The organism is Streptomyces sp. NPDC091416 (genome assembly GCF_044756845.1).
GTDB lineage: Bacteria > Actinomycetota > Actinomycetes > Streptomycetales > Streptomycetaceae > Streptomyces.
In genome coordinates this window covers 170,823-187,753 of sequence record NZ_JBIVTU010000011.1, presented here as the reverse complement: position 1 = coordinate 187,753, position 16,931 = coordinate 170,823, and the positions used below count along the sequence as shown (strand labels likewise).

Here is a 16,931-nt window from a genome sequence, read left to right as displayed (position 1 = left end):
AGCGCACAGCTCACCGTCCGGCCTATCCGGCTCAGGCGAAGGCACGTGTCCCCGTCCGCCCAGCCGTGGCCTGGGCGCACCGGGAGAGGTAACGCCAGGGTTCGCACAGCGCAGAGGCCCGGCCCATCCGGCCCAGGCGAAGACGGCCCCGGAGGCGTGACGCCCAGCGCGGTCCGCCCTGACGGCCCCGGAGGCGTAACGCCCAGCGCGGTCCGGCCCAGGCGGACGCGGAGGCGGATCCCTACCGCCCGACGCAGCGCCCGTGAGAGGTAACGCCAAGCTTCGCGCAGCGCGAGGCCGACCCACCCGGCCCAGGCGAAGGCGTAGCGCCCGGGGCCGTAAACCCCGGGCGTCCGGCCGAGGCGCTACGGCCCATCCGGCCGTGGCGGGGGCAGCCGGGGACGCGTAACGCCCGGGCCGCCAAGGCGTAGCGGGGCAGCCGCCACGGCGTAGCGGCCGGGGCGGGGCGGCCCGGGCGGCCCGGCGGGGCGGGCGTTACGCGGCCCCGCCCTGGCCGTGGCGGGGGCGGCCGCGGACACGTAAGGCCCGGGTGAGAAAGGCCGCCAGGGCCCAACGCCCCGGAGCCCTCCGGCGCGACGTCTCGCGCAACGCCCGGCGCGTCCGGCGCGACGTCTCGCCCTCATCGCCACGGCCCGTCCTCCAGCGCCGGACGGGCTCGTCCCGAACCCCGGTCCGCGACGGACGGCTTCGTCCTCACTCGCCGGACGGGCCTGTCCTCCGCCCCGGTCCGCTACGGAACGCTTCCGCCTCCCACGCGGGGCGGGCTCGCCGGGTGCGGCCGCCCCCGGCGGGAAACGGCCGGTGCCCGTTGGCCGGACGCCGGCCGACGGGTGGGGACGCGCCTGCGGGCGGGGCTACTCCACGCCGATCAGCAGCGGAGCGCACTGGTGGCCGCCGCGGTAGACCACCGTGTCCACCGCCAGGTAGCCCTCGCGGACGTGCTCCTCCAGCATGTCGGCCAGGGTGCCGGGGACGTCCTCCCCGAGGACCAGGGTGACCAGTTCGCCGCCTGCCGCCAGCATCCGGTCGAGGACCTTCCGGGCCGTTTCGGGCACGTCCTCGCCGATGACGGCGACATCGCCGTCGATCAGGCCCAGGATGTCGCCGGCCTGGCAGATGCCCGCCATGGTCCAGGACTGCCGTTCGGCGACGGCCAGTTCGGCGTAGCGGGTGGCGCCGGCCGCCGCGGTCATCGCGACGACGTCCTCGTCGAAGCTGCGGTCCGGTTCGTGGACGGCCAGGGCCGCGATGCCCTGGACCGCCGCCCGGGTGGGGATGAGGGCGACCCGGATGCCCTCGGCCCGGGCCTGCTCGGCGGCGGCCGCCGCGGTGTGGCGCAGGTCCCCGTCGTTGGGCAGGAGCACCACCTCGCGGGCGTGCGCGCGGCGGATGGCGTCCACGAGTTCACCGCTGGCCGGGGGCTCCCCGGGCCGCGCGAGCACCGTCGTCGCCCCGGCCTCCGCACACAGGCCGCCGAGGCCGTCGCCCGGGACGACCACGACGACGGCGCGCTGGGCGGGCTCGGGGCGGGCGTGCAGCCGGTCCGCGGCGAAGTGGGTGATCCGGATGCGGTACGGCCGCCCGGCCTCGACACCGGCCTCCACCGCCGCTCCCGCGTCGTCGACGTGCACATGGACGTTCCACAACCCGTCGCCGCCGACCACCACGAGGGAGTCGCCCAGCCCGTCGAGCCGGGTGCGCAGCCGCTCCACCGCCTCGTCCCCGGCCTCCAGCAGGTAGATGACCTCGAAGGCCGGCCCGTCCTGCGGATCGTCGCCCGCAGGGCAGTCCGCGACGGCAGCCGGAACGGGAGCGAGGGCCGGCGTCTCGTAGGTCCGTTCCGGGGCCCGGCCCGACACCGCCTCGACCAGCGCACCGAGCACCGCGACCAGCCCTCGCCCGCCGGCGTCGACGACCCCGGCCCTGCCGAGGACGGCGAGCTGCTCCGGGGTCGCGTCCAGGGCCGTCCGCGCCCCTTCGTACGCCGCCCGCACCACGGCGGGCGCCCCGGCGCCGGCCGCCACCCGTTCCGCAGCCTCGGCGGCCGCGGCGGCCACGGTCAGGACGGTGCCCTCGACCGGGTGCGCGACCGCTTCGCGGGCCGAGGCGGCGGCCCTGGTCAGTGCGAGGCACAGCCGCCCGGCGCCCGCTCCCTGGGCCAGCACCTCGGCCATGCCGCGCAGCAGCTGCGCCAGGATCGTGCCGGAGTTCCCCCGGGCCCCGATCAGCGCCCCGTGCGCCATGGCGCGGACCGCGTCGGCGGTGGAAGGGGCCGAGAAGCCGGTCTCGTGGGCGGCGAAGACGGCCTCGACGGCCGCCGCCGCGGATTCCACGGTCAGGTAGAGATTGGTGCCGGTGTCGCCGTCGGCCACGGGATACACGTTGATCGCGTCGATGGCCTCGCGTTCCCGGCCCAGTGCGTCCAGCGCCAGTGAGCACCAGGTACGCACCGCGACGGCGTCCAGGTCGTCGGCGGTCTGCGGCACCTGATGGTCCTCCTCGAAACACGTACCGGGACGGCGGGCTGCACCGCAGACTAGTGCGCGGCACCGGCTCCGGCCGACGGAAGGGGCGGGGCGGGTGCCTGTGCACCCATGGTAGTTTCGTATCTCCGACGCAGCCGTTGTATGCTGCTTCGGTTGCCCGACGAAGTCGGGAACATCCCCCGGTACCGCCACTTCAGTCAATGAATCCGGCGTGCCGGAATTCACTGTAAGTGCATCTGAAGTTTTGGAGTGACCCGTGGCTGCCAACTGCGACGTTTGCGGCAAGGGGCCGAGCTTCGGCAACAGCATTTCGCACTCGCACCGCCGTACGTCCCGTCGCTGGAATCCCAACATCCAGCGCGTGCGTGCCGTGGTCGGGCGGACGCCGAAGCGGCTCAACGTCTGCACCTCGTGCATCAAGGCCGGCAAGGTCGCGCGCTGACGTTCCCGTCGTAGCGCAGCCCTACCGGTTGCCCAAAAAGCCGGTCCACCTCGGTGGACCGGCTTTTTGCTGTGCTTCCGCGCAGGAGCCCGCGCTCCCACGCAGGAGCCCGTGCTTCCGCGTGGAAGCCCGTGCCTCCACGCGGAAGCGGGTCAGCGGTCGTCCCGCAGCCGCCAGGCGTGGTCGACCGGGCCGATCCCCGATCCCAGCGGGAAGCCCGCCATGATCGCGCCGGTGACATAGGTCTTCGCTGCCCGTACCGCCGTGGGCACGTCCTGGCCCAGGGCCAGTCCACAGGCGATGGCGGAGGCGAGCGTGCAGCCCGTGCCGTGGGTGTGGCGGTTGTCGTGACGGGGCGCGCGCAGCCAGTGTTCCTCGGTGCCGTCCGTGAGCAGGTCGACGGGTTCGCCCGGCAGATGACCGCCCTTGACGACGACCCAGCGGGGCCCGTACCCGAGCAGCGCGGCCGCGGCCTGCCGCATTCCGGCCTCGTCGGCGACCGTGATGCCGGTGAGCTGTGCCACTTCGTCGAGGTTCGGGGTCGCCACGGTCGCGACGGGCAGCAGTTTCGTACGGACGGAGTCGAGCGCCTCGGCGGCCAGCAGCGGGTCCCCGTGTTTGGAGACGCCGACCGGGTCGACGACGACGGGGGCGTCCGTATCGGCGAGGAGCGCGGCGACGGTCTCGACGAGCGGCGTCGACGACAGCATGCCGGTCTTGACCGCGCTCACACCGATGTCGTCCACGACGCTGCGGTACTGGGCCCGTACGGCCTCGGCGGGCAGTTCCCAGGCGCCTTGCACGCCCAGCGAGTTCTGCGCGGTGACGGCGGTCAGCACGCTCATGCCGTGGGTACCGAACGCCAGCATCGTCTTCAGGTCGGCCTGGATGCCCGCACCGCCGCCGGAATCGGATCCGGCGACGGTGAGCACGCGGGGCGGTACGGCGGAGGGTGCGGAGGGTATCGGCATACGCCGCAATCTACTGGGCGTCCTCGATGTCACCGAAGTGGTCCCAGCCGCTCTTGTTCGTCCAGGGCGCCCCGTCGACCGTCACCTGCGGCAGCGCGGAGGGGTTGAGGACCTCGCCGATCACCTTCCAGCGGGCCGGCAGCTTCACGTCCGGCGGGAACGTCGCGACGATCGCGTGGTCCTCGCCTCCGGTGAGGACCCACTGGAGCGGGTCCACGCCGACGGCCTGCCCGATGTCCGACATCTGGGACGGGATGTCGATCAGCCCGGAACGCAGGTCGATGCGGACCTTGCTGGCCTCGGCGATGTGGCCGAGGTCGGCGACGAGCCCGTCGCTGACGTCGGTCATCGCCGTGGCGCCGAGTCCGGCCGCCGCGGGACCCGCGTGGTACGGCGGTTCGGGGCGGCGGTGGGCCTCCACGAAGGCGCGGGGCGAGCGGAATCCGCGCGAGAGCACGGCGTACCCGGCGGCGGACCAGCCGAGCCATCCCGTGACCGCGACGACATCTCCGGGCTGGGCGCCCGCCCTGGTGACGGGCTCGTGGTTGCGCAGATCGCCGAGCGCGGTGATCGCGACGGTGATGGTGTCGCCGCGCACCACGTCGCCGCCGACCACGGCCGCCCCCGCGACCTGGCACTCGTCGCGGAGGCCGTCCATCAGCTCCCCGGCCCAGGTGACCGGGAGTTCGGCGGGGACGACGAGGCCGAGGAGCAGCGCGGTGGGCACGGCGCCCATGGCCGCGATGTCGGCGAGGTTCTGCGCGGCGGCCTTGCGGCCGACGTCGTACGCCGTCGACCAGTCACGCCGGAAGTGCCGTCCCTCCAGCAGGATGTCCGTGCTGGCCACGACCCTGCGGTCGGGAGCGGTGATGACCGCGGCGTCGTCGCCGGGGCCCAGCCGTACCGCCGGAGTGGTGGTGAGCCGGGAGGTCAATTCCCTGATGAGCCCGAACTCCCCCAACTCGCCCACGGTTCCCTTCACCGAGTCTCACCTCTCATCTATGGGGCCGGACACGCGTCCGGCCCTGCTTCAGCGGCCGGGTGTCCGGACCGTGCACCGCCCTGGCGGTCACGGGCACACCTGTCCCGCCTGTCCCCCGTCCGCGCCGCTGAGCTTGCGGTCGCGGGCCGTCACTGCTGTCGGTACTGTCAAGAGATACGTCAACTTGTGTGTTGTGTACGCCACGCTGTGGGCGTCATCCGGCCCGCAGGTCTCCCCGCGGCCCACGGCAACGCGATAACGTGGCGTCCCTTTCCCCCACATGATCCTCGTGGCCGCCCTGGAGGTTCCGTGGTACAGGCGTACATCCTTATCCAGACCGAGGTGGGCAAGGCGTCGACAGTCGCCGAGACCATCTCCAAGATTCCGGGAGTGATCCAGGCAGAGGACGTCACCGGCCCCTACGACGTGATCGTGCGGGCCCAGGCCGACACGGTCGATGAACTCGGACGCATGGTGGTCGCCAAGGTCCAGCAAGTGGACGGCATCACCCGAACCCTGACCTGTCCGGTCGTTCACCTGTAGCCCCCGTCTACGCTGGACCGGTGACATCTTCCTGCCGCCGGCTCCCCCACCCCGTGCTCCTCGGTCCGACCGCCGCCCTGGTGCTCCTGGCCGCGGTGGGCTGCTCTTCCTCGGATCCGTCGGCATCGGTCACGGTGCCCACGCCGTCCTCGGAAGCCGCAGCCTACTGCCGCGCCCTGCACAAGGAGCTGCCGCGTTCCGTGGCCGGTCTGGAGCGCACGGATCCCGCGCCCCGTTCGGATCTGACCGCCGGGTGGGGGGACGGGGCGATCGTACTGCGCTGCGGTGTCGCGCGCCCCGCGAAGATGAACGACTCACAGGCGAAGGCAACCGAGGCCGACGGCGTCAACTGGCTGCTGGAGCAACGGGAGGACGACGGCCCCAGGTTCACGACCACGCTGCGCAAGGCGTACGTCGAGGTCACGTTCTCGGAGGCGTACGCGCACGACGCGACGCCGCTGGCCGCCTTCGCCGCACCGGTCAAGAAGACCGTTCCCAGCGGTCTGTAAGGGCTGCGAGGGGGTGCGCTCCGCCCGGAGCGCACCCCCTCGGCCGTCCCGGTGCCGCTCAGCGCAGGCCGGTCGGGCGGTCCAGCGCCGCCTGGATGAGCCGGTCCACCAGCTGCCCGTAGCTGACGCCGCTCTCCTGCCACATCCGCGGGTACATGGAGATCGGGGTGAAGCCCGGCAGGGTGTTGATCTCGTTGATGACGAAGCCGCCGTCCTCGGTGAGGAAGAAGTCGGCACGCACCAGCCCCTCGCAGGAGGCGGCCTCGAAGGCCTCGACCGCGAGCCGCTGGACCTCGGCGGTCTCCTCGTCGGTCAGCGGGGCGGGCACGATGCCGGACGCCGCGTCGATGTACTTGGCCTCGAAGTCGTAGAAGTCGTGCGAGGTGACCGGCGGGATCTCGGCGGGCACGCTGGCGCGCGGACCGTCCTCGAACTCCAGCACCCCGCACTCGATCTCGCGGCCGCGCAGCAGCGACTCCACCAGGAACTTGGGGTCGTGGCGGCGGGCCTCCTCGATCGCCTCGTCGAGACCGGAGGCGTCGTCGACCTTGGTGATGCCGATGGAGGAGCCGGCCCGGGCGGGCTTGATGAAGAGCGGCCAGCCGTGCTCGCCGGCGAAGTCCGTGATGCGCTCGCGGGCACCCCCGGGGTCGCTCTCCCACTCGCGGGGGCGCACGACCAGGTACGGCCCGACGGGGAGCCCGAAGGAGGTGAAGACGCGCTTCATGTACTCCTTGTCCTGGCCGACCGCCGAGGCGAGGACACCGGCGCCGACGTACGGCACACCGGAGAGCTCCAGGAGGCCCTGGAGCGTGCCGTCCTCACCGTAGGGACCGTGCAGGACGGGGAAGACGACGTCGACCTCGCCGAGCGCCTTGGGGACCGACCCGGGCTCGCTGTAGACCACTTCACGGCTGCCGGGATCGACGGAGAGCACCACTGCGCCCTCTTCGGACTCGGCCAGTTGCGCCACGTCGGGCATCTTCCGGTCCGTGATGGCCATGCGTTCGGGTGCGTCGGCGGTGAGCGCCCAGCGGCCGTCCGTCGTGATGCCGATCGGCAGGACGTCGTACTTCGTCCGGTCGATGGCGTTCAGGACCGCACCGGCCGTGACCACCGAAATGCCGTGTTCGGAGCTGCGGCCGCCGAACACGACGGCCACACGCGCCTTGCGGAGCTGCTGCTCCGTACTCTGGGGGAGGTTCTCGCTGCTCATATCGCGATGAGCGTACCTGCTGGTACGGGCCGCGTCAGCGCGGCCGGGGCCGTCCGGGGCCGAACGGGGTCAGCTTCTCAGTGCCGTTCGGCCTTGGCGCTGCGCGCCATCAGTTCCTTGACCGCGACCATCGGCGGCTTGCCCTCGTGGACGATGCTGACGACCGTCTCGGTGAGGGGCATCTCGACTCCGTGCCGGCGGGCCAGGTCGAGCACGGATTCGCACGACTTGACGCCTTCGGCGGTCTGCTTGGTGACGGCGATCGTCTCCTGGAGCGTCATGCCGCGGCCGAGGTTGGTGCCGAAGGTGTGGTTGCGCGAGAGCGGCGACGAGCAGGTCGCCACCAGGTCGCCGAGGCCCGCGAGTCCGGAGAAGGTCAGCGGGTCGGCGCCCATGGCCACACCGAGGCGGATGGTCTCGGCGAGACCGCGGGTGATGAGCGAGCCCTTGGTGTTGTCGCCGAGCCCCATGCCGTCGGCGATGCCGACGGCCAGCCCGATGACGTTCTTGACGGCGCCCCCGAGTTCGCAGCCGACCACGTCGGTGCTGGTGTACGGGCGGAAGTACGAGGTGTGGCAGGCGGCCTGGAGACGGCGTGCGACGGACTCGTCCTGGCAGGCGACGACCGCTGCCGCGGGGCGGCGTTCGGCGATCTCCTTGGCGAGGTTGGGGCCGCTGACGACGGCGATGCGGTCGGCGGAGACCTGTGTGACGTCCTCGATGACCTCGCTCATCCGCTTCGCGGTGCCGAGTTCGACGCCCTTCATCAGAGAGACCAGGACGGTCTGCGGCTCCAGATGCGGGGCCCAGTCGGCGAGGTTGGCGCGCAGCGTCTGGGAGGGCACGACGAGCACGGCGAAGTCGGCGCCGCGCAGCGCCTCGGCGGCGTCCGTGGTGGCCCGGACCGATGCGGGGAGTTCGATACCCGGCAGGTAGTCGGGGTTGGTACGGGTCGTGTTGACGGCCTCGGCGACCTCGGCCCGGCGCCCCCAGAGGGTGACCTCGCAGCCCGCGTCGGCGAGGACCATGGCGAAGGCCGTACCCCATGAGCCGGTTCCGAAGACGGCTGCCTTCACGGGGTGCGTCACTTGGTTCCCTCTCCTTCGGCCTTGCGCCGTTGTTGTGCACGGGCCTTGCGGTGGTCGTAGGGCGCGGCGGGCGCCTTCTCGCCGCGCACCTCCTCCAGCTGCGCGGTGACCGCGAGCATGATGACCTCGGTCGCCTCGCGCAGCACGTCGGGCGTCGGCTCCAGGTCGTAGAACCGGGAGAGGTCGACCGGCGGTCCCGCCTGGACCCGGAGGGTCTTGCGGGGGAAGAGGCGGACCTTCTTCTCCGTGGCGTAGGGCGGCACCGCCAGGTTGGCGCCCCACTGGGCGACGGGGATGACCGGGGCACGGGTCATCAGCGCGACCCTCGCGGCGCCGGTCTTGCCGGCCATGGGCCACATGTCGGGGTCACGGGTGAGGGTGCCCTCGGGGTAGAAGGCAACGCACTCGCCGCGCTCGATGGCGTCGACGGCGGCCCGGAAGGCGTCCAGCGCGTTCGTGGTCTCGCGGTACACGGGGATCTGGCCGGTACCGCGCAGCATCATCCCGACGAAGGGCGTCTTGAAGAGGCCCGCCTTGGCGAGGAGCCGCGGCACCCGTCCGGTGTTGTACTGGAAATGCCCGTAGGAAAGCGGGTCCAGGTAGGAGTTGTGATTGACCGCGGTGATGAATCCGCCGTCGGCCGGAATGTGATCCATTCCCCGCCAGTCGCGCTTGAACAGAATCACCAGCGGCGGTTTCGCGATGACCGCTGCCAGGCGGTACCAGAAGCCGATTCTGCGGCGGGACACTCGGACACCTTCCTCTATGGCCTGACTGTGGAGCCGACTGCTGACCGACTACCGACGGTCAAGTCTCGCCCCAGGCCCCTGCTCTGTCGAGAACACCGTACGCCTCACCTTCGGGACCGACCCTCCGGGTTGTCGCACCGGCAGGCGAGAATAGGCGGCCATGCGCACCGAGGGGGAGACCGCCACGAACACCGACCCGACCGGCCCCTGGTCACTGGTCGTCCCGTTGAAGCCCTTGGCGCGGGCGAAGAGCAGGCTGACGCCCGCTTCCGGCGCCCTGTTGCGGCCCCGGCTCGCCCTGGCGTTCGCCCGGGACACGGTGTCCGCGGCGCTGTCCTGCCCGGAGGTCGCCGATGTGGTGGTCGTCACGGACGACACGGCGGCCGGGGCGGCGCTGGCGGCGCTCGGGGCCAGGATCGTGGCCGACGTCCCGGCGGCCGGGCTCAACGCCGCGCTCGCACACGGTGAACGCGTGGTGCGCGCGGGCCGGCCGCGGGCCGCCCTCGCCGCGCTCAACGCCGATCTGCCCGCGCTCCGGCCGGTGGAATTGTCTCGCGTACTCGAATTTTCTGCCGCTTTTCCCCGGGCTTTCGTGTGCGATGCCGCGGGAATCGGGACGACATTTCTCGCCGCCGGCCCGGGAGTGGAATTGCGCCCGCATTTCGGCGGCCCGTCCAGGGCCCGGCACCTGGCGTCGGGTGCGGTGGAGATCACGCTCTCCGGAATCGATTCGGTACGCCAGGACGTGGACACCGGCGAGGACCTGCGGGCCGCGCTGGCGCTGGGCGTCGGCCCGTACACGGCGGGACGCTGGGCCGCGGGGGTCCGGGCGGCGGACCGATAGGCTGCCGCCCATGCAGGCGACCTCGTACACGTACGACCCCGAGACCCGCACCGGCAGCGTGCTGCTCGACGACGGCACCCCGGTGGACTTCGACGCACCGGCCTTCGACGCCGGCGGCCTGCGGCTGCTGCGTCCGGGGCAGCGCGTGCGGATCGAGGGGCAGGGCGAGGGTGCCGCGCTGCGGATCACCCTGGTCACGCTGCAGACGTTCTGAGCGCCCCGGAACAGCCCGCGGGCCGGGCTCCCCGAGGGGAGCCCGGCCCGGCGCGTGTGTGAGGAGCCCTGAGGTTCCGGTCCTCACTTCTTGCGTGCAGTGGCCTTCTTGGCCGTGGTCTTGCGCGCGGTGGTCTTCTTCGCGGGCGCCTTCTTCGCCGTGGTCTTCTTGGCGGGCGCGGTCTTGGCCGCGACGGCCTTCTTGGCGGCCGTCGTCTTCTTCGCCGCCGCCGGGGTCGCCTTCTTCGCGGCCGCCGTGGTCTTCTTCGCCGCCGCGGACGTCTTCTTCGCGGTGGCCTTCTTGGCGGTGGCCGTGGCCTTCTTCGCGGGCGCCACGGCCTTCTTGGCGGTGGCGGCCTTCTTCGCCACGGCCTTCTTGGCGGTGGCCTTCTTGGCTGCGGCCTTGGCCGTCGTACGGGTGGAAGAACCGCCCGAGAGGCTGCCCTTGGGGGCCTTCTTCACGGCCACGTCGTTCTTGGGGAGCTTCTTCGAGCCGCTCACCAGGTCCTTGAAGCCCTGTCCCGCACGGAAGCGGGGCACCGAGGTCTTCTTGACCCGTACGCGCTCACCCGTCTGCGGGTTGCGGGCGTAACGGGCCGGGCGGTCGACCTTCTCGAACGAGCCGAAGCCGGTGACCGAAACCCGGTCACCTGCGACAACCGCACGAACGATCGCGTCGAGCACCGCATCGACGGCGTCCGCGGCCTGCTGACGGCCGCCGACCTTGTCGGCAATCGCTTCTACGAGCTGCGCCTTGTTCACGTCTTCCCCTTCGGAGACATCGCCCGAACGAAACTGTTCAGGCTTTTTCGCACGTTAGGCAGATATATACCGCAAATCAAACACGAAACGGGCTAATCACCCTAGTGCCGCAACGAAGTCGACCGCTGCGCAGTTCCGCAGAGTCAGTCACCTTCGGGGAATCGGCCCTCATCGAGGTCCTTCATCAACCGGTCCAGACGCCTTGCCGCATCCGGTAGATCGTGCTTTGCCGCGGCCGTGACGACCAACAGCTTCCGGTTCAGCGCCATCCGTACGCTCTCCGGGACTTGCAGTGCACGCACTCGTGAGTGCGCTTCCTTCAATTGGTCGGCGACTTGGCCGTAAAGCTTGAGTTGGCTGTCGCGTTCCATGCACCGATTGTGCCATCTGGGGCGAGTTGTCGCCCGACGGGGTCTCAACAAGCGACTGCGCCCCCTACCAGAAGGCAGGGGGCGCAGTCCGGGAAACGCGCTGCTCAGGCGTTAATTGTACGGGGCTTGTGGGCCGGCCTGGCCGCCTCGTAGGCCGCGATGTCCGGTTCGTTCTGAAGGGTGAGGCTGATGTCGTCCAGCCCGTTCAGCAGCCGCCAGCGGGCGTTCTCATCGAGCTCGAAGTCGGCGGTGACGCCCTCCGCGAGGACCTGCCGCTTCTCCAGGTCGACGGTGATCCCGGCCGTCGGGTCGGCCTCCGTCAGCTCCCAGAGGGCGTCGACGACCTGCTGGTCCAGGACCACGGTCAACAGCCCGTTCTTCAGCGAGTTACCGCGGAAGATGTCGGCGAACCGGGAGGAGATGACGGCCTTGAAGCCGTAGTTCTGGAGCGCCCAGACGGCGTGCTCGCGGGACGAGCCGGTGCCGAAGTCGGGACCGGCCACCAGGACCGAGGCACCCTTGCGCTCCGGGCGGTTGAGGACGAAGTTCTCGTCCTTGCGCCAGGCCTCGAAGAGCCCGTCCTCGAAGCCGTCCCGGGTGACCTTCTTCAGCCAGTGGGCGGGGATGATCTGGTCGGTGTCTACGTTGCTGCGGCGCAGCGGGACGGCCCGGCCGGTGTGTGCGGTGAAAGCTTCCATGATTCTCAGACTCCGGCGGGCGTACGGACGTCGGACAGGTCGGCCGGCGAGGCCAGATGGCCCAGCACGGCGGTGGCGGCGGCGACCTGCGGGGAGACCAGGTGCGTACGGCCGCCCTTGCCCTGCCGGCCCTCGAAGTTGCGGTTCGAGGTCGAGGCGGAGCGCTCGCCGGGGGCCAGCTGGTCGGGGTTCATGCCCAGGCACATCGAGCAACCCGCGTGCCGCCATTCGGCGCCGGCGGCGGTGAAGACCTTGTCCAGGCCCTCCTCCACGGCCTGCAGGGCGACCCGGACGGAACCGGGGACGACCAGCATCCGTACGCCGTCGGCGACTTTGCGGCCGTCCAGGACCGCGGCCGCGTTGCGCAGGTCCTCGATCCGGCCGTTGGTGCAGGAGCCTACGAAGACGGTGTCGACGTTGATCTCGCGCAGCGGCTGCCCGGCGGTCAACCCCATGTACTCCAGGGCCTTTTCGGCGGCGTGGCGCTCCGAGGCGTCCTCGTACGAAGCAGGGTCGGGGACGTTGGCCGACAGCGGCGCGCCCTGACCGGGGTTGGTGCCCCAGGTGACGAACGGCGCCAGTTCGGCGGCCTCGATGACCACCTCGGCGTCGAAGACCGCGTCGTCGTCCGTGCGCAGCGTCTTCCAGTACGCGACGGCCGCGTCCCAGTCCTCGCCCTGCGGGGCGTGGTCCCGGCCCTGCAGATAGTCGAAGGTGGTCTTGTCGGGGGCGATCATGCCCGCCCGCGCACCGGCCTCGATCGACATGTTGCAGATGGTCATCCGGGCCTCCATCGAGAGCTTCTCGATGGCGGAGCCGCGGTATTCGATGATGTAGCCCTGGCCGCCGCCGGTGCCGATCCGCGTGATGATCGCGAGGATCAGGTCCTTGGCGGTGACGCTGTCGGGCAGTTCGCCGTCGATGGTGATCGCCATCGTCTTCGGGCGGGCCAGCGGCAGCGTCTGGGTGGCGAGCACGTGCTCGACCTGGCTGGTGCCGATACCGAACGCGAGGGCGCCGAACGCACCGTGCGTGGAGGTGTGGGAGTCGCCGCAGACGACCGTGGTGCCGGGCTGGGTCAGGCCCAGCTGCGGGCCGACCACGTGCACGACGCCCTGCTCGACGTCGCCCAGCGGGTGCAGCCGGACGCCGAACTCCGCGCAGTTCTTGCGCAGGGTCTCCAGCTGAGCGCGGGAGACCGGGTCGGCGATCGGCTTGTCGATGTCGAGGGTCGGGGTGTTGTGGTCCTCGGTGGCGATGGTGAGGTCGAGGCGCCGCACCGGGCGTCCGGCCTGCCGCAGACCGTCGAAGGCCTGCGGGCTGGTCACCTCGTGCAGCAGGTGCAGATCGATGTAGAGGAGGTCGGGCTCACCTTCGGCGCGCCGGACGACATGGTCGTCCCAAACCTTCTCCGCGAGTGTCCTACCCATCGCTTTCCCTCCGGCCGGCGTCGTCGCCGGCCCAACTAGAGATTCGGTGCGCCCCCGTCCGGACCCCCGTGCGGGGCGGTGGCTACGGGCCGTTGTGGGGCCGCCCGTACAGGTTCGCAACTTCCCTGGAAAATTGAACTTGCGTTTCACAGAGTGAGACGGGAGTATCGTCGTATGGACAACTCTAGCGGCGTCGGCGTTCTCGACAAGGCAGCTCTGGTATTGAGCGCCCTGGAGTCCGGACCGGCCACCCTCGCCGGGCTGGTAGCGGCGACCGGGCTCGCACGACCCACGGCTCATCGGCTGGCCGTGGCACTGGAACACCACCGCATGGTGGCAAGGGACATGCAGGGCCGTTTCATTCTCGGCCCCCGCTTGTCGGAGCTCGCCGCCGCGGCGGGCGAGGACCGGCTGCTCGCCACGGCGGGACCGGTGCTCACCCATCTCCGCGACATCACCGGCGAGAGCGCCCAGCTCTATCGCCGGCAGGGCGACATGCGCATCTGCGTGGCGGCGGCGGAGCGGCTGTCCGGCCTGCGGGACACCGTGCCGGTCGGCTCCACGCTCACGATGAAGGCGGGATCCTCCGCCCAGATCCTGATGGCCTGGGAGGAGCCGGAGCGCCTCCACCGGGGCCTCCAGGGCGCCCGCTTCACGGCGACGGCGCTCTCCGGCGTACGGCGCCGGGGCTGGGCCCAGTCGATCGGCGAGCGGGAACCGGGCGTCGCCTCGGTCTCCGCCCCGGTTCGCGGCCCCTCGAACCGGGTGGTCGCGGCGGTCTCGGTCTCCGGACCGATCGAACGGCTGACCCGCCACCCGGGCCGGATGCACGCCCAGGCCGTCATCGACTCGGCCGCCCGGCTGAGCGAGGCGCTCCGCCGCACCGGCTGAGCGACGCTCCGTACCCCTTCACCCGAGGCCGCCCCAGCGTCGTGGCGGCCCCCTTCAGAACCTCACTTCGCGCCGGAACGATGCGCGAGCCGGTCCGCCGCACGGCGGCCCCGCCCCTCGATCGGCAGCGACCCGGTCGCCGCGGCCAGTCCGTACGCCGGCATATCGGCGTAGATGGACTCGTAGCCGCCCTCGGGCACCACATAGGTCTCGTGCCACAGCCCCACGTGCTGCCGGGACTTCTTCTCCTTGCGGTTGATCATCGCCCACGCCTTGCGGTGGAGCATGTCCGGTGCCACGGCGTACGCGTAGAGCTTCTCCTTCGACTCCCAGTACTGGACGACGTAGTACGTCCTCGGCGAGCCGGTCAGCAGCTGGTACCCGAGCAGGCCCCGGCTCTTGTCCCGGCCCAACTCCCGCAGCAGGCGCGGCATCGCGAGGAGGACCGGGAGCCAGTGGTGCACTCCCCGGAAATGATTGATGCGCATGCCGATCAGCAGGATCACCACCTCCCCTTCGGCCGCCGCGGTCGTCCGTCCCGGAATCGGTTTCGCAAACATGCGGGCCCCCTGACTTCGTTGGAGAGTGGAACTATCCAATGGTTGGATCGTGGCACCGCACGTGAGGCGGCGCAAGGGAGGGGACAGAATGCGGCTCTCGGAGCTGAGTGAGCAGAGCGGCGTCAGCACGGCGACGATCAAGTACTACCTGCGCGAGGGACTGTTGCCGCCGGGGCAGCGGGTGAGCGCGACACAGGCCGAGTACGGCGACAGCCATGTGCGCCGCCTGCGACTGGTCCGGGCGCTCCTCCAGGTGGGCCGCCTGCCCGTGGCCACGGCCCGCGAGGTGCTGAAGCACGCGGACGACGAGTCCCTGGGCCGGACGATCCGGCTGGGCGCGGCCCTGTGGTCGCTGCCGCACGGCCCCGAGCCCGACGAGGAGGCCCCGGAGACGGCGCTGGCCACCGCCGAGGTCGAGCAGCTTCTGGAGCGGCTGGGATGGTCGACGGCGCGGGAGATCGGCTCGCTCTCCCCCTCGCACCGCTCACTGGTGGCGTCCCTGGCCACCCTGTTCCGCCTCGGATACCCGTGCCCGGTCGACCGGATGGTGGAGTACGCACGCCTCATGCACGCGGCGGCGGTGCGCGATCTGGACCTGATGGAGACGTACCCCACACAGACGGAACAGGTGGAGATGGCGGTCGCCTCCGCGGTGCTGTACGAACCGATGATGGCGGCGCTGCGACGGCTGGCCCAGGAGGAGGAGTCCGCCCGGCGGTACGGGCTGTGAGCCGGCTCACGCACGGGCCGTGAACGGCCCGCGCACACAAGCAGAAGGCCCCTCACCGGAGTGAAGGGCCTTCGCCTGTTGCTCTGTTGTACCCCCGACCGGATTTGAACCGGCGCTACTGCCGTGAGAGGGCAGCGTGCTAGGCCGCTACACAACGGGGGCTTGGATACTGCGACTTGCTTGTGTTGCGCTGGGCTACCAGGACTCGAACCTAGAATGACGGAACCAGAAACCGTAGTGTTGCCAATTACACCATAGCCCATGGTGTTACAAGTACCCCCGACCGGATTCGAACCGGCGCTACTGCCGTGAGAGGGCAGCGTGCTAGGCCGCTACACAACGGGGGCCCTAGCGATCCTGCATCAAGAACATGGGTGCGACCCAGGTGTTCTCGCGGGAAGGATCTGTACCCCCGACCGGATTTGAACCGGCGCTACTGCCGTGAGAGGGCAGCGTGCTAGGCCGCTACACAACGGGGGCTTGTTCCTGCAACTTACTTGTCTTGCTGTCTTGCGCTGGGCTACCAGGACTCGAACCTAGAATGACGGTACCAGAAACCGTAGTGTTGCCAATTACACCATAGCCCACTGAAACGCAACCCTTGAGGGGTATTGTCTCTGTCTGCGCTTCCCGTCCGGATCTTTCGTTCCGCTTGGGCGGCGCAGGAAGAACATTACCCGAAGGTGTCCGGCGCTCCAAAACGGGTATTGCCTGACAGCAGGCCGGGCAGTTGATCGAGGGCCGTGATCCGGACGAGTTCGGGCCGTCCGCCCCGGCCGTACCGGTCCAGCCAGATGCCCGCGAGACCGGCGGCCACCGCGCCGCGGGCGTCGATGTCGGGTTCGTCCCCCACGTAGACGACCTCCTCCGGCGGCAGGTCCAGCGCCTCGCAGGCGGCCAGGAACGCCTCGGGGGCAGGCTTGGAGACGCCCAGCTCCGCCGCGCACAGGACGGTCTCGAAGCGGTCGCGCACCCCCAGCACGGTCAGCTTGTGGTGCTGCTGTTCCAGGGCGGAGTTCGACAGCACGGCGTGCCGGTAGACCCCGCTCAGCGCGTCGAGCGCGGGAACGGCGTCCGGGAAGAGCGCCCAGGCGGCCTCGTAGTGGGCGATGTGGCGCTCGAACCAGGCGTCGGCCGCCGCGTCGTCCAGCGGGCGTGAGAGGAAGGCCCTGGCCCGGTCCCGGCGCTGGCCCTGCCAGTCGGTCTCCCCGTCGGAGAACCGCTGCCAGTGGATGCGCGTGAGCCGTGCCCACGCTTCGAGGGCCTCGTCGGCGGTGGTGTAGCTCTCGGGCAGTCCCTCGGTCGCGAGATGCCGGGACATGCCGGTGGCGGCGGCCGTCGTGTAGTCGAAGAGTGTGTCGTCCACGTCCCAGAGGACAGCTCTGATCGGCATGATCCGACTCTACGCGCCGGCCACCACGGACG

19 protein-coding genes and 5 tRNA genes are annotated in these 16,931 nt (G+C 70.9%); 7 read left to right on the top strand and 17 right to left on the bottom strand.

The window, feature by feature from the left end; translation table 11 throughout:
• Positions 1-875: 875 nt before the first annotated feature.
• Positions 876-2,507, bottom strand: coding sequence for a DAK2 domain-containing protein (locus ACIQMX_RS29620; RefSeq protein ID WP_402482619.1), 1,632 nt, complete (start codon positions 2,505-2,507; stop codon positions 876-878).
• 256 nt (positions 2,508-2,763) lie between these two features.
• On the opposite strand from ACIQMX_RS29620, the gene rpmB reads away from it, so the two are divergent.
• Positions 2,764-2,949, top strand: coding sequence for a 50S ribosomal protein L28 (gene rpmB, locus ACIQMX_RS29615; protein ID WP_003965989.1), 186 nt, complete (start codon positions 2,764-2,766; stop codon positions 2,947-2,949).
• A gap of 152 nt (positions 2,950-3,101) precedes the next feature.
• On the opposite strand, the gene thiD is transcribed toward rpmB, so the two are convergent.
• A complete protein-coding gene (thiD, locus tag ACIQMX_RS29610; protein ID WP_402482617.1) occupies positions 3,102-3,920 on the bottom strand; it encodes a bifunctional hydroxymethylpyrimidine kinase/phosphomethylpyrimidine kinase in 819 nt (272 codons plus the stop codon).
• 10 nt (positions 3,921-3,930) lie between these two features.
• Complete coding sequence (locus tag ACIQMX_RS29605; RefSeq protein WP_363067683.1) at positions 3,931-4,902, bottom strand: thiamine-phosphate kinase; 972 nt, start codon at positions 4,900-4,902, stop codon at positions 3,931-3,933.
• A gap of 309 nt (positions 4,903-5,211) precedes the next feature.
• On the opposite strand from ACIQMX_RS29605, the gene ACIQMX_RS29600 reads away from it, so the two are divergent.
• The gene (locus ACIQMX_RS29600; protein ID WP_028802415.1) at positions 5,212-5,445 is read left to right on the top strand and encodes an Lrp/AsnC family transcriptional regulator; all 234 of its coding nucleotides are present in this window, start codon (positions 5,212-5,214) and stop codon (positions 5,443-5,445) included.
• A 20-nt stretch (positions 5,446-5,465) separates the two neighbouring features.
• Positions 5,466-5,954 carry a DUF3515 domain-containing protein gene (locus ACIQMX_RS29595; protein ID WP_402482612.1) on the top strand — a complete coding sequence of 163 codons (489 nt, stop codon included), beginning with the start codon at positions 5,466-5,468 and terminating at the stop codon, positions 5,952-5,954.
• 58 nt (positions 5,955-6,012) lie between these two features.
• Here the strand turns inward: ACIQMX_RS29595 and ACIQMX_RS29590 are convergent, their stop codons facing one another.
• From ACIQMX_RS29590 to ACIQMX_RS29580, 3 genes are all read right to left on the bottom strand, one after another.
• Positions 6,013-7,170, bottom strand: coding sequence for a D-alanine--D-alanine ligase family protein (locus tag ACIQMX_RS29590; RefSeq protein ID WP_363067687.1), 1,158 nt, complete (start codon positions 7,168-7,170; stop codon positions 6,013-6,015).
• Positions 7,171-7,247: 77 nt separating this feature from the next.
• Positions 7,248-8,258: an NAD(P)H-dependent glycerol-3-phosphate dehydrogenase gene (locus ACIQMX_RS29585; RefSeq protein ID WP_363067689.1), complete on the bottom strand. Its 1,011-nt coding sequence runs from the start codon at positions 8,256-8,258 to the stop codon at positions 7,248-7,250.
• Positions 8,255-9,007, bottom strand: a complete 753-nt coding sequence (locus ACIQMX_RS29580; protein WP_363067691.1) for a lysophospholipid acyltransferase family protein — start codon at positions 9,005-9,007, stop codon at positions 8,255-8,257. The genes ACIQMX_RS29585 and ACIQMX_RS29580 overlap by 4 nt, the downstream gene beginning before the upstream one ends.
• Positions 9,008-9,167: 160 nt before the next feature.
• On the opposite strand from ACIQMX_RS29580, the gene cofC reads away from it, so the two are divergent.
• Together cofC and ACIQMX_RS29570 are read left to right on the top strand one after the other, a co-directional pair.
• Positions 9,168-9,851, top strand: a complete 684-nt coding sequence (cofC, locus tag ACIQMX_RS29575) for a 2-phospho-L-lactate guanylyltransferase (RefSeq protein WP_363067693.1) — start codon at positions 9,168-9,170, stop codon at positions 9,849-9,851.
• A 10-nt stretch (positions 9,852-9,861) separates the two neighbouring features.
• On the top strand, positions 9,862-10,065 hold the full coding sequence (locus ACIQMX_RS29570; protein WP_219571306.1) for a hypothetical protein: 204 nt from the start codon (positions 9,862-9,864) through the stop codon (positions 10,063-10,065).
• 83 nt (positions 10,066-10,148) lie between these two features.
• Here the strand turns inward: ACIQMX_RS29570 and ACIQMX_RS29565 are convergent, their stop codons facing one another.
• From ACIQMX_RS29565 to leuC, 4 genes are all read right to left on the bottom strand, one after another.
• Positions 10,149-10,826 carry an HU family DNA-binding protein gene (locus tag ACIQMX_RS29565; RefSeq protein WP_363067695.1) on the bottom strand — a complete coding sequence of 226 codons (678 nt, stop codon included), beginning with the start codon at positions 10,824-10,826 and terminating at the stop codon, positions 10,149-10,151.
• Between the two features lie 143 nt (positions 10,827-10,969).
• A complete protein-coding gene (locus tag ACIQMX_RS29560; protein WP_363067697.1) occupies positions 10,970-11,197 on the bottom strand; it encodes a hypothetical protein in 228 nt (75 codons plus the stop codon).
• 104 nt (positions 11,198-11,301) lie between these two features.
• Positions 11,302-11,895 (bottom strand): 3-isopropylmalate dehydratase small subunit, encoded by a 594-nt coding sequence (leuD, locus tag ACIQMX_RS29555; RefSeq protein ID WP_363067699.1) that lies wholly within the window; start codon positions 11,893-11,895, stop codon positions 11,302-11,304.
• Between the two features lie 5 nt (positions 11,896-11,900).
• Complete coding sequence (gene leuC, locus ACIQMX_RS29550) at positions 11,901-13,325, bottom strand: 3-isopropylmalate dehydratase large subunit (RefSeq protein WP_363067701.1); 1,425 nt, start codon at positions 13,323-13,325, stop codon at positions 11,901-11,903.
• 174 nt (positions 13,326-13,499) lie between these two features.
• On the opposite strand from leuC, the gene ndgR reads away from it, so the two are divergent.
• Positions 13,500-14,216 carry an IclR family transcriptional regulator NdgR gene (gene ndgR, locus ACIQMX_RS29545; RefSeq protein ID WP_003966003.1) on the top strand — a complete coding sequence of 239 codons (717 nt, stop codon included), beginning with the start codon at positions 13,500-13,502 and terminating at the stop codon, positions 14,214-14,216.
• Between the two features lie 62 nt (positions 14,217-14,278).
• Here ndgR and ACIQMX_RS29540 read toward each other — a convergent pair whose 3' ends face one another.
• Positions 14,279-14,776, bottom strand: coding sequence for a DUF4188 domain-containing protein (locus tag ACIQMX_RS29540; protein ID WP_402482603.1), 498 nt, complete (start codon positions 14,774-14,776; stop codon positions 14,279-14,281).
• An 88-nt stretch (positions 14,777-14,864) separates the two neighbouring features.
• Here ACIQMX_RS29540 and ACIQMX_RS29535 point away from each other — a divergent pair, with 88 nt between their 5' ends.
• Complete coding sequence (locus tag ACIQMX_RS29535; RefSeq protein ID WP_363067705.1) at positions 14,865-15,506, top strand: MerR family transcriptional regulator; 642 nt, start codon at positions 14,865-14,867, stop codon at positions 15,504-15,506.
• Positions 15,507-15,595: 89 nt separating this feature from the next.
• On the opposite strand, the gene ACIQMX_RS29530 is transcribed toward ACIQMX_RS29535, so the two are convergent.
• The 6 genes from ACIQMX_RS29530 to ACIQMX_RS29505 all read right to left on the bottom strand — a co-directional run bounded on the left by ACIQMX_RS29530 (position 15,596) and on the right by ACIQMX_RS29505 (position 16,899).
• Positions 15,596-15,668, bottom strand: a tRNA-Glu gene (locus ACIQMX_RS29530).
• Between the two features lie 28 nt (positions 15,669-15,696).
• Positions 15,697-15,768 (bottom strand) — tRNA-Gln (locus ACIQMX_RS29525).
• A 12-nt stretch (positions 15,769-15,780) separates the two neighbouring features.
• Positions 15,781-15,853, bottom strand: a tRNA-Glu gene (locus ACIQMX_RS29520).
• 60 nt (positions 15,854-15,913) lie between these two features.
• Positions 15,914-15,986 (bottom strand) — tRNA-Glu (locus ACIQMX_RS29515).
• 35 nt (positions 15,987-16,021) lie between these two features.
• Positions 16,022-16,093: transfer RNA gene (locus ACIQMX_RS29510), tRNA-Gln, on the bottom strand.
• An 86-nt stretch (positions 16,094-16,179) separates the two neighbouring features.
• Positions 16,180-16,899: an HAD family hydrolase gene (locus ACIQMX_RS29505; RefSeq protein WP_402482600.1), complete on the bottom strand. Its 720-nt coding sequence runs from the start codon at positions 16,897-16,899 to the stop codon at positions 16,180-16,182.
• Positions 16,900-16,931 lie beyond the last annotated feature (32 nt).

What these genes read in the sequence shown, in the direction of transcription:
- thiD (WP_402482617.1), bottom strand. Translation starts at nt 3,920, where the DNA reads ATGCCGATACCCTCCGCACCCTCCGCCGTACCGCCCCGCGTGCTCACC.
- ACIQMX_RS29590 (WP_363067687.1), bottom strand. Translation starts at nt 7,170, where the DNA reads ATGAGCAGCGAGAACCTCCCCCAGAGTACGGAGCAGCAGCTCCGCAAG.
- cofC (WP_363067693.1), top strand. Translation starts at nt 9,168, where the DNA reads ATGCGCACCGAGGGGGAGACCGCCACGAACACCGACCCGACCGGCCCC.
- ACIQMX_RS29570 (WP_219571306.1), top strand. Translation starts at nt 9,862, where the DNA reads ATGCAGGCGACCTCGTACACGTACGACCCCGAGACCCGCACCGGCAGC.
- ACIQMX_RS29560 (WP_363067697.1), bottom strand. Translation starts at nt 11,197, where the DNA reads ATGGAACGCGACAGCCAACTCAAGCTTTACGGCCAAGTCGCCGACCAA.
- leuD (WP_363067699.1), bottom strand. Translation starts at nt 11,895, where the DNA reads ATGGAAGCTTTCACCGCACACACCGGCCGGGCCGTCCCGCTGCGCCGC.
- leuC (WP_363067701.1), bottom strand. Translation starts at nt 13,325, where the DNA reads ATGGGTAGGACACTCGCGGAGAAGGTTTGGGACGACCATGTCGTCCGG.
- ndgR (WP_003966003.1), top strand. Translation starts at nt 13,500, where the DNA reads ATGGACAACTCTAGCGGCGTCGGCGTTCTCGACAAGGCAGCTCTGGTA.
- ACIQMX_RS29540 (WP_402482603.1), bottom strand. Translation starts at nt 14,776, where the DNA reads ATGTTTGCGAAACCGATTCCGGGACGGACGACCGCGGCGGCCGAAGGG.
- ACIQMX_RS29535 (WP_363067705.1), top strand. Translation starts at nt 14,865, where the DNA reads ATGCGGCTCTCGGAGCTGAGTGAGCAGAGCGGCGTCAGCACGGCGACG.
- ACIQMX_RS29505 (WP_402482600.1), bottom strand. Translation starts at nt 16,899, where the DNA reads ATGCCGATCAGAGCTGTCCTCTGGGACGTGGACGACACACTCTTCGAC.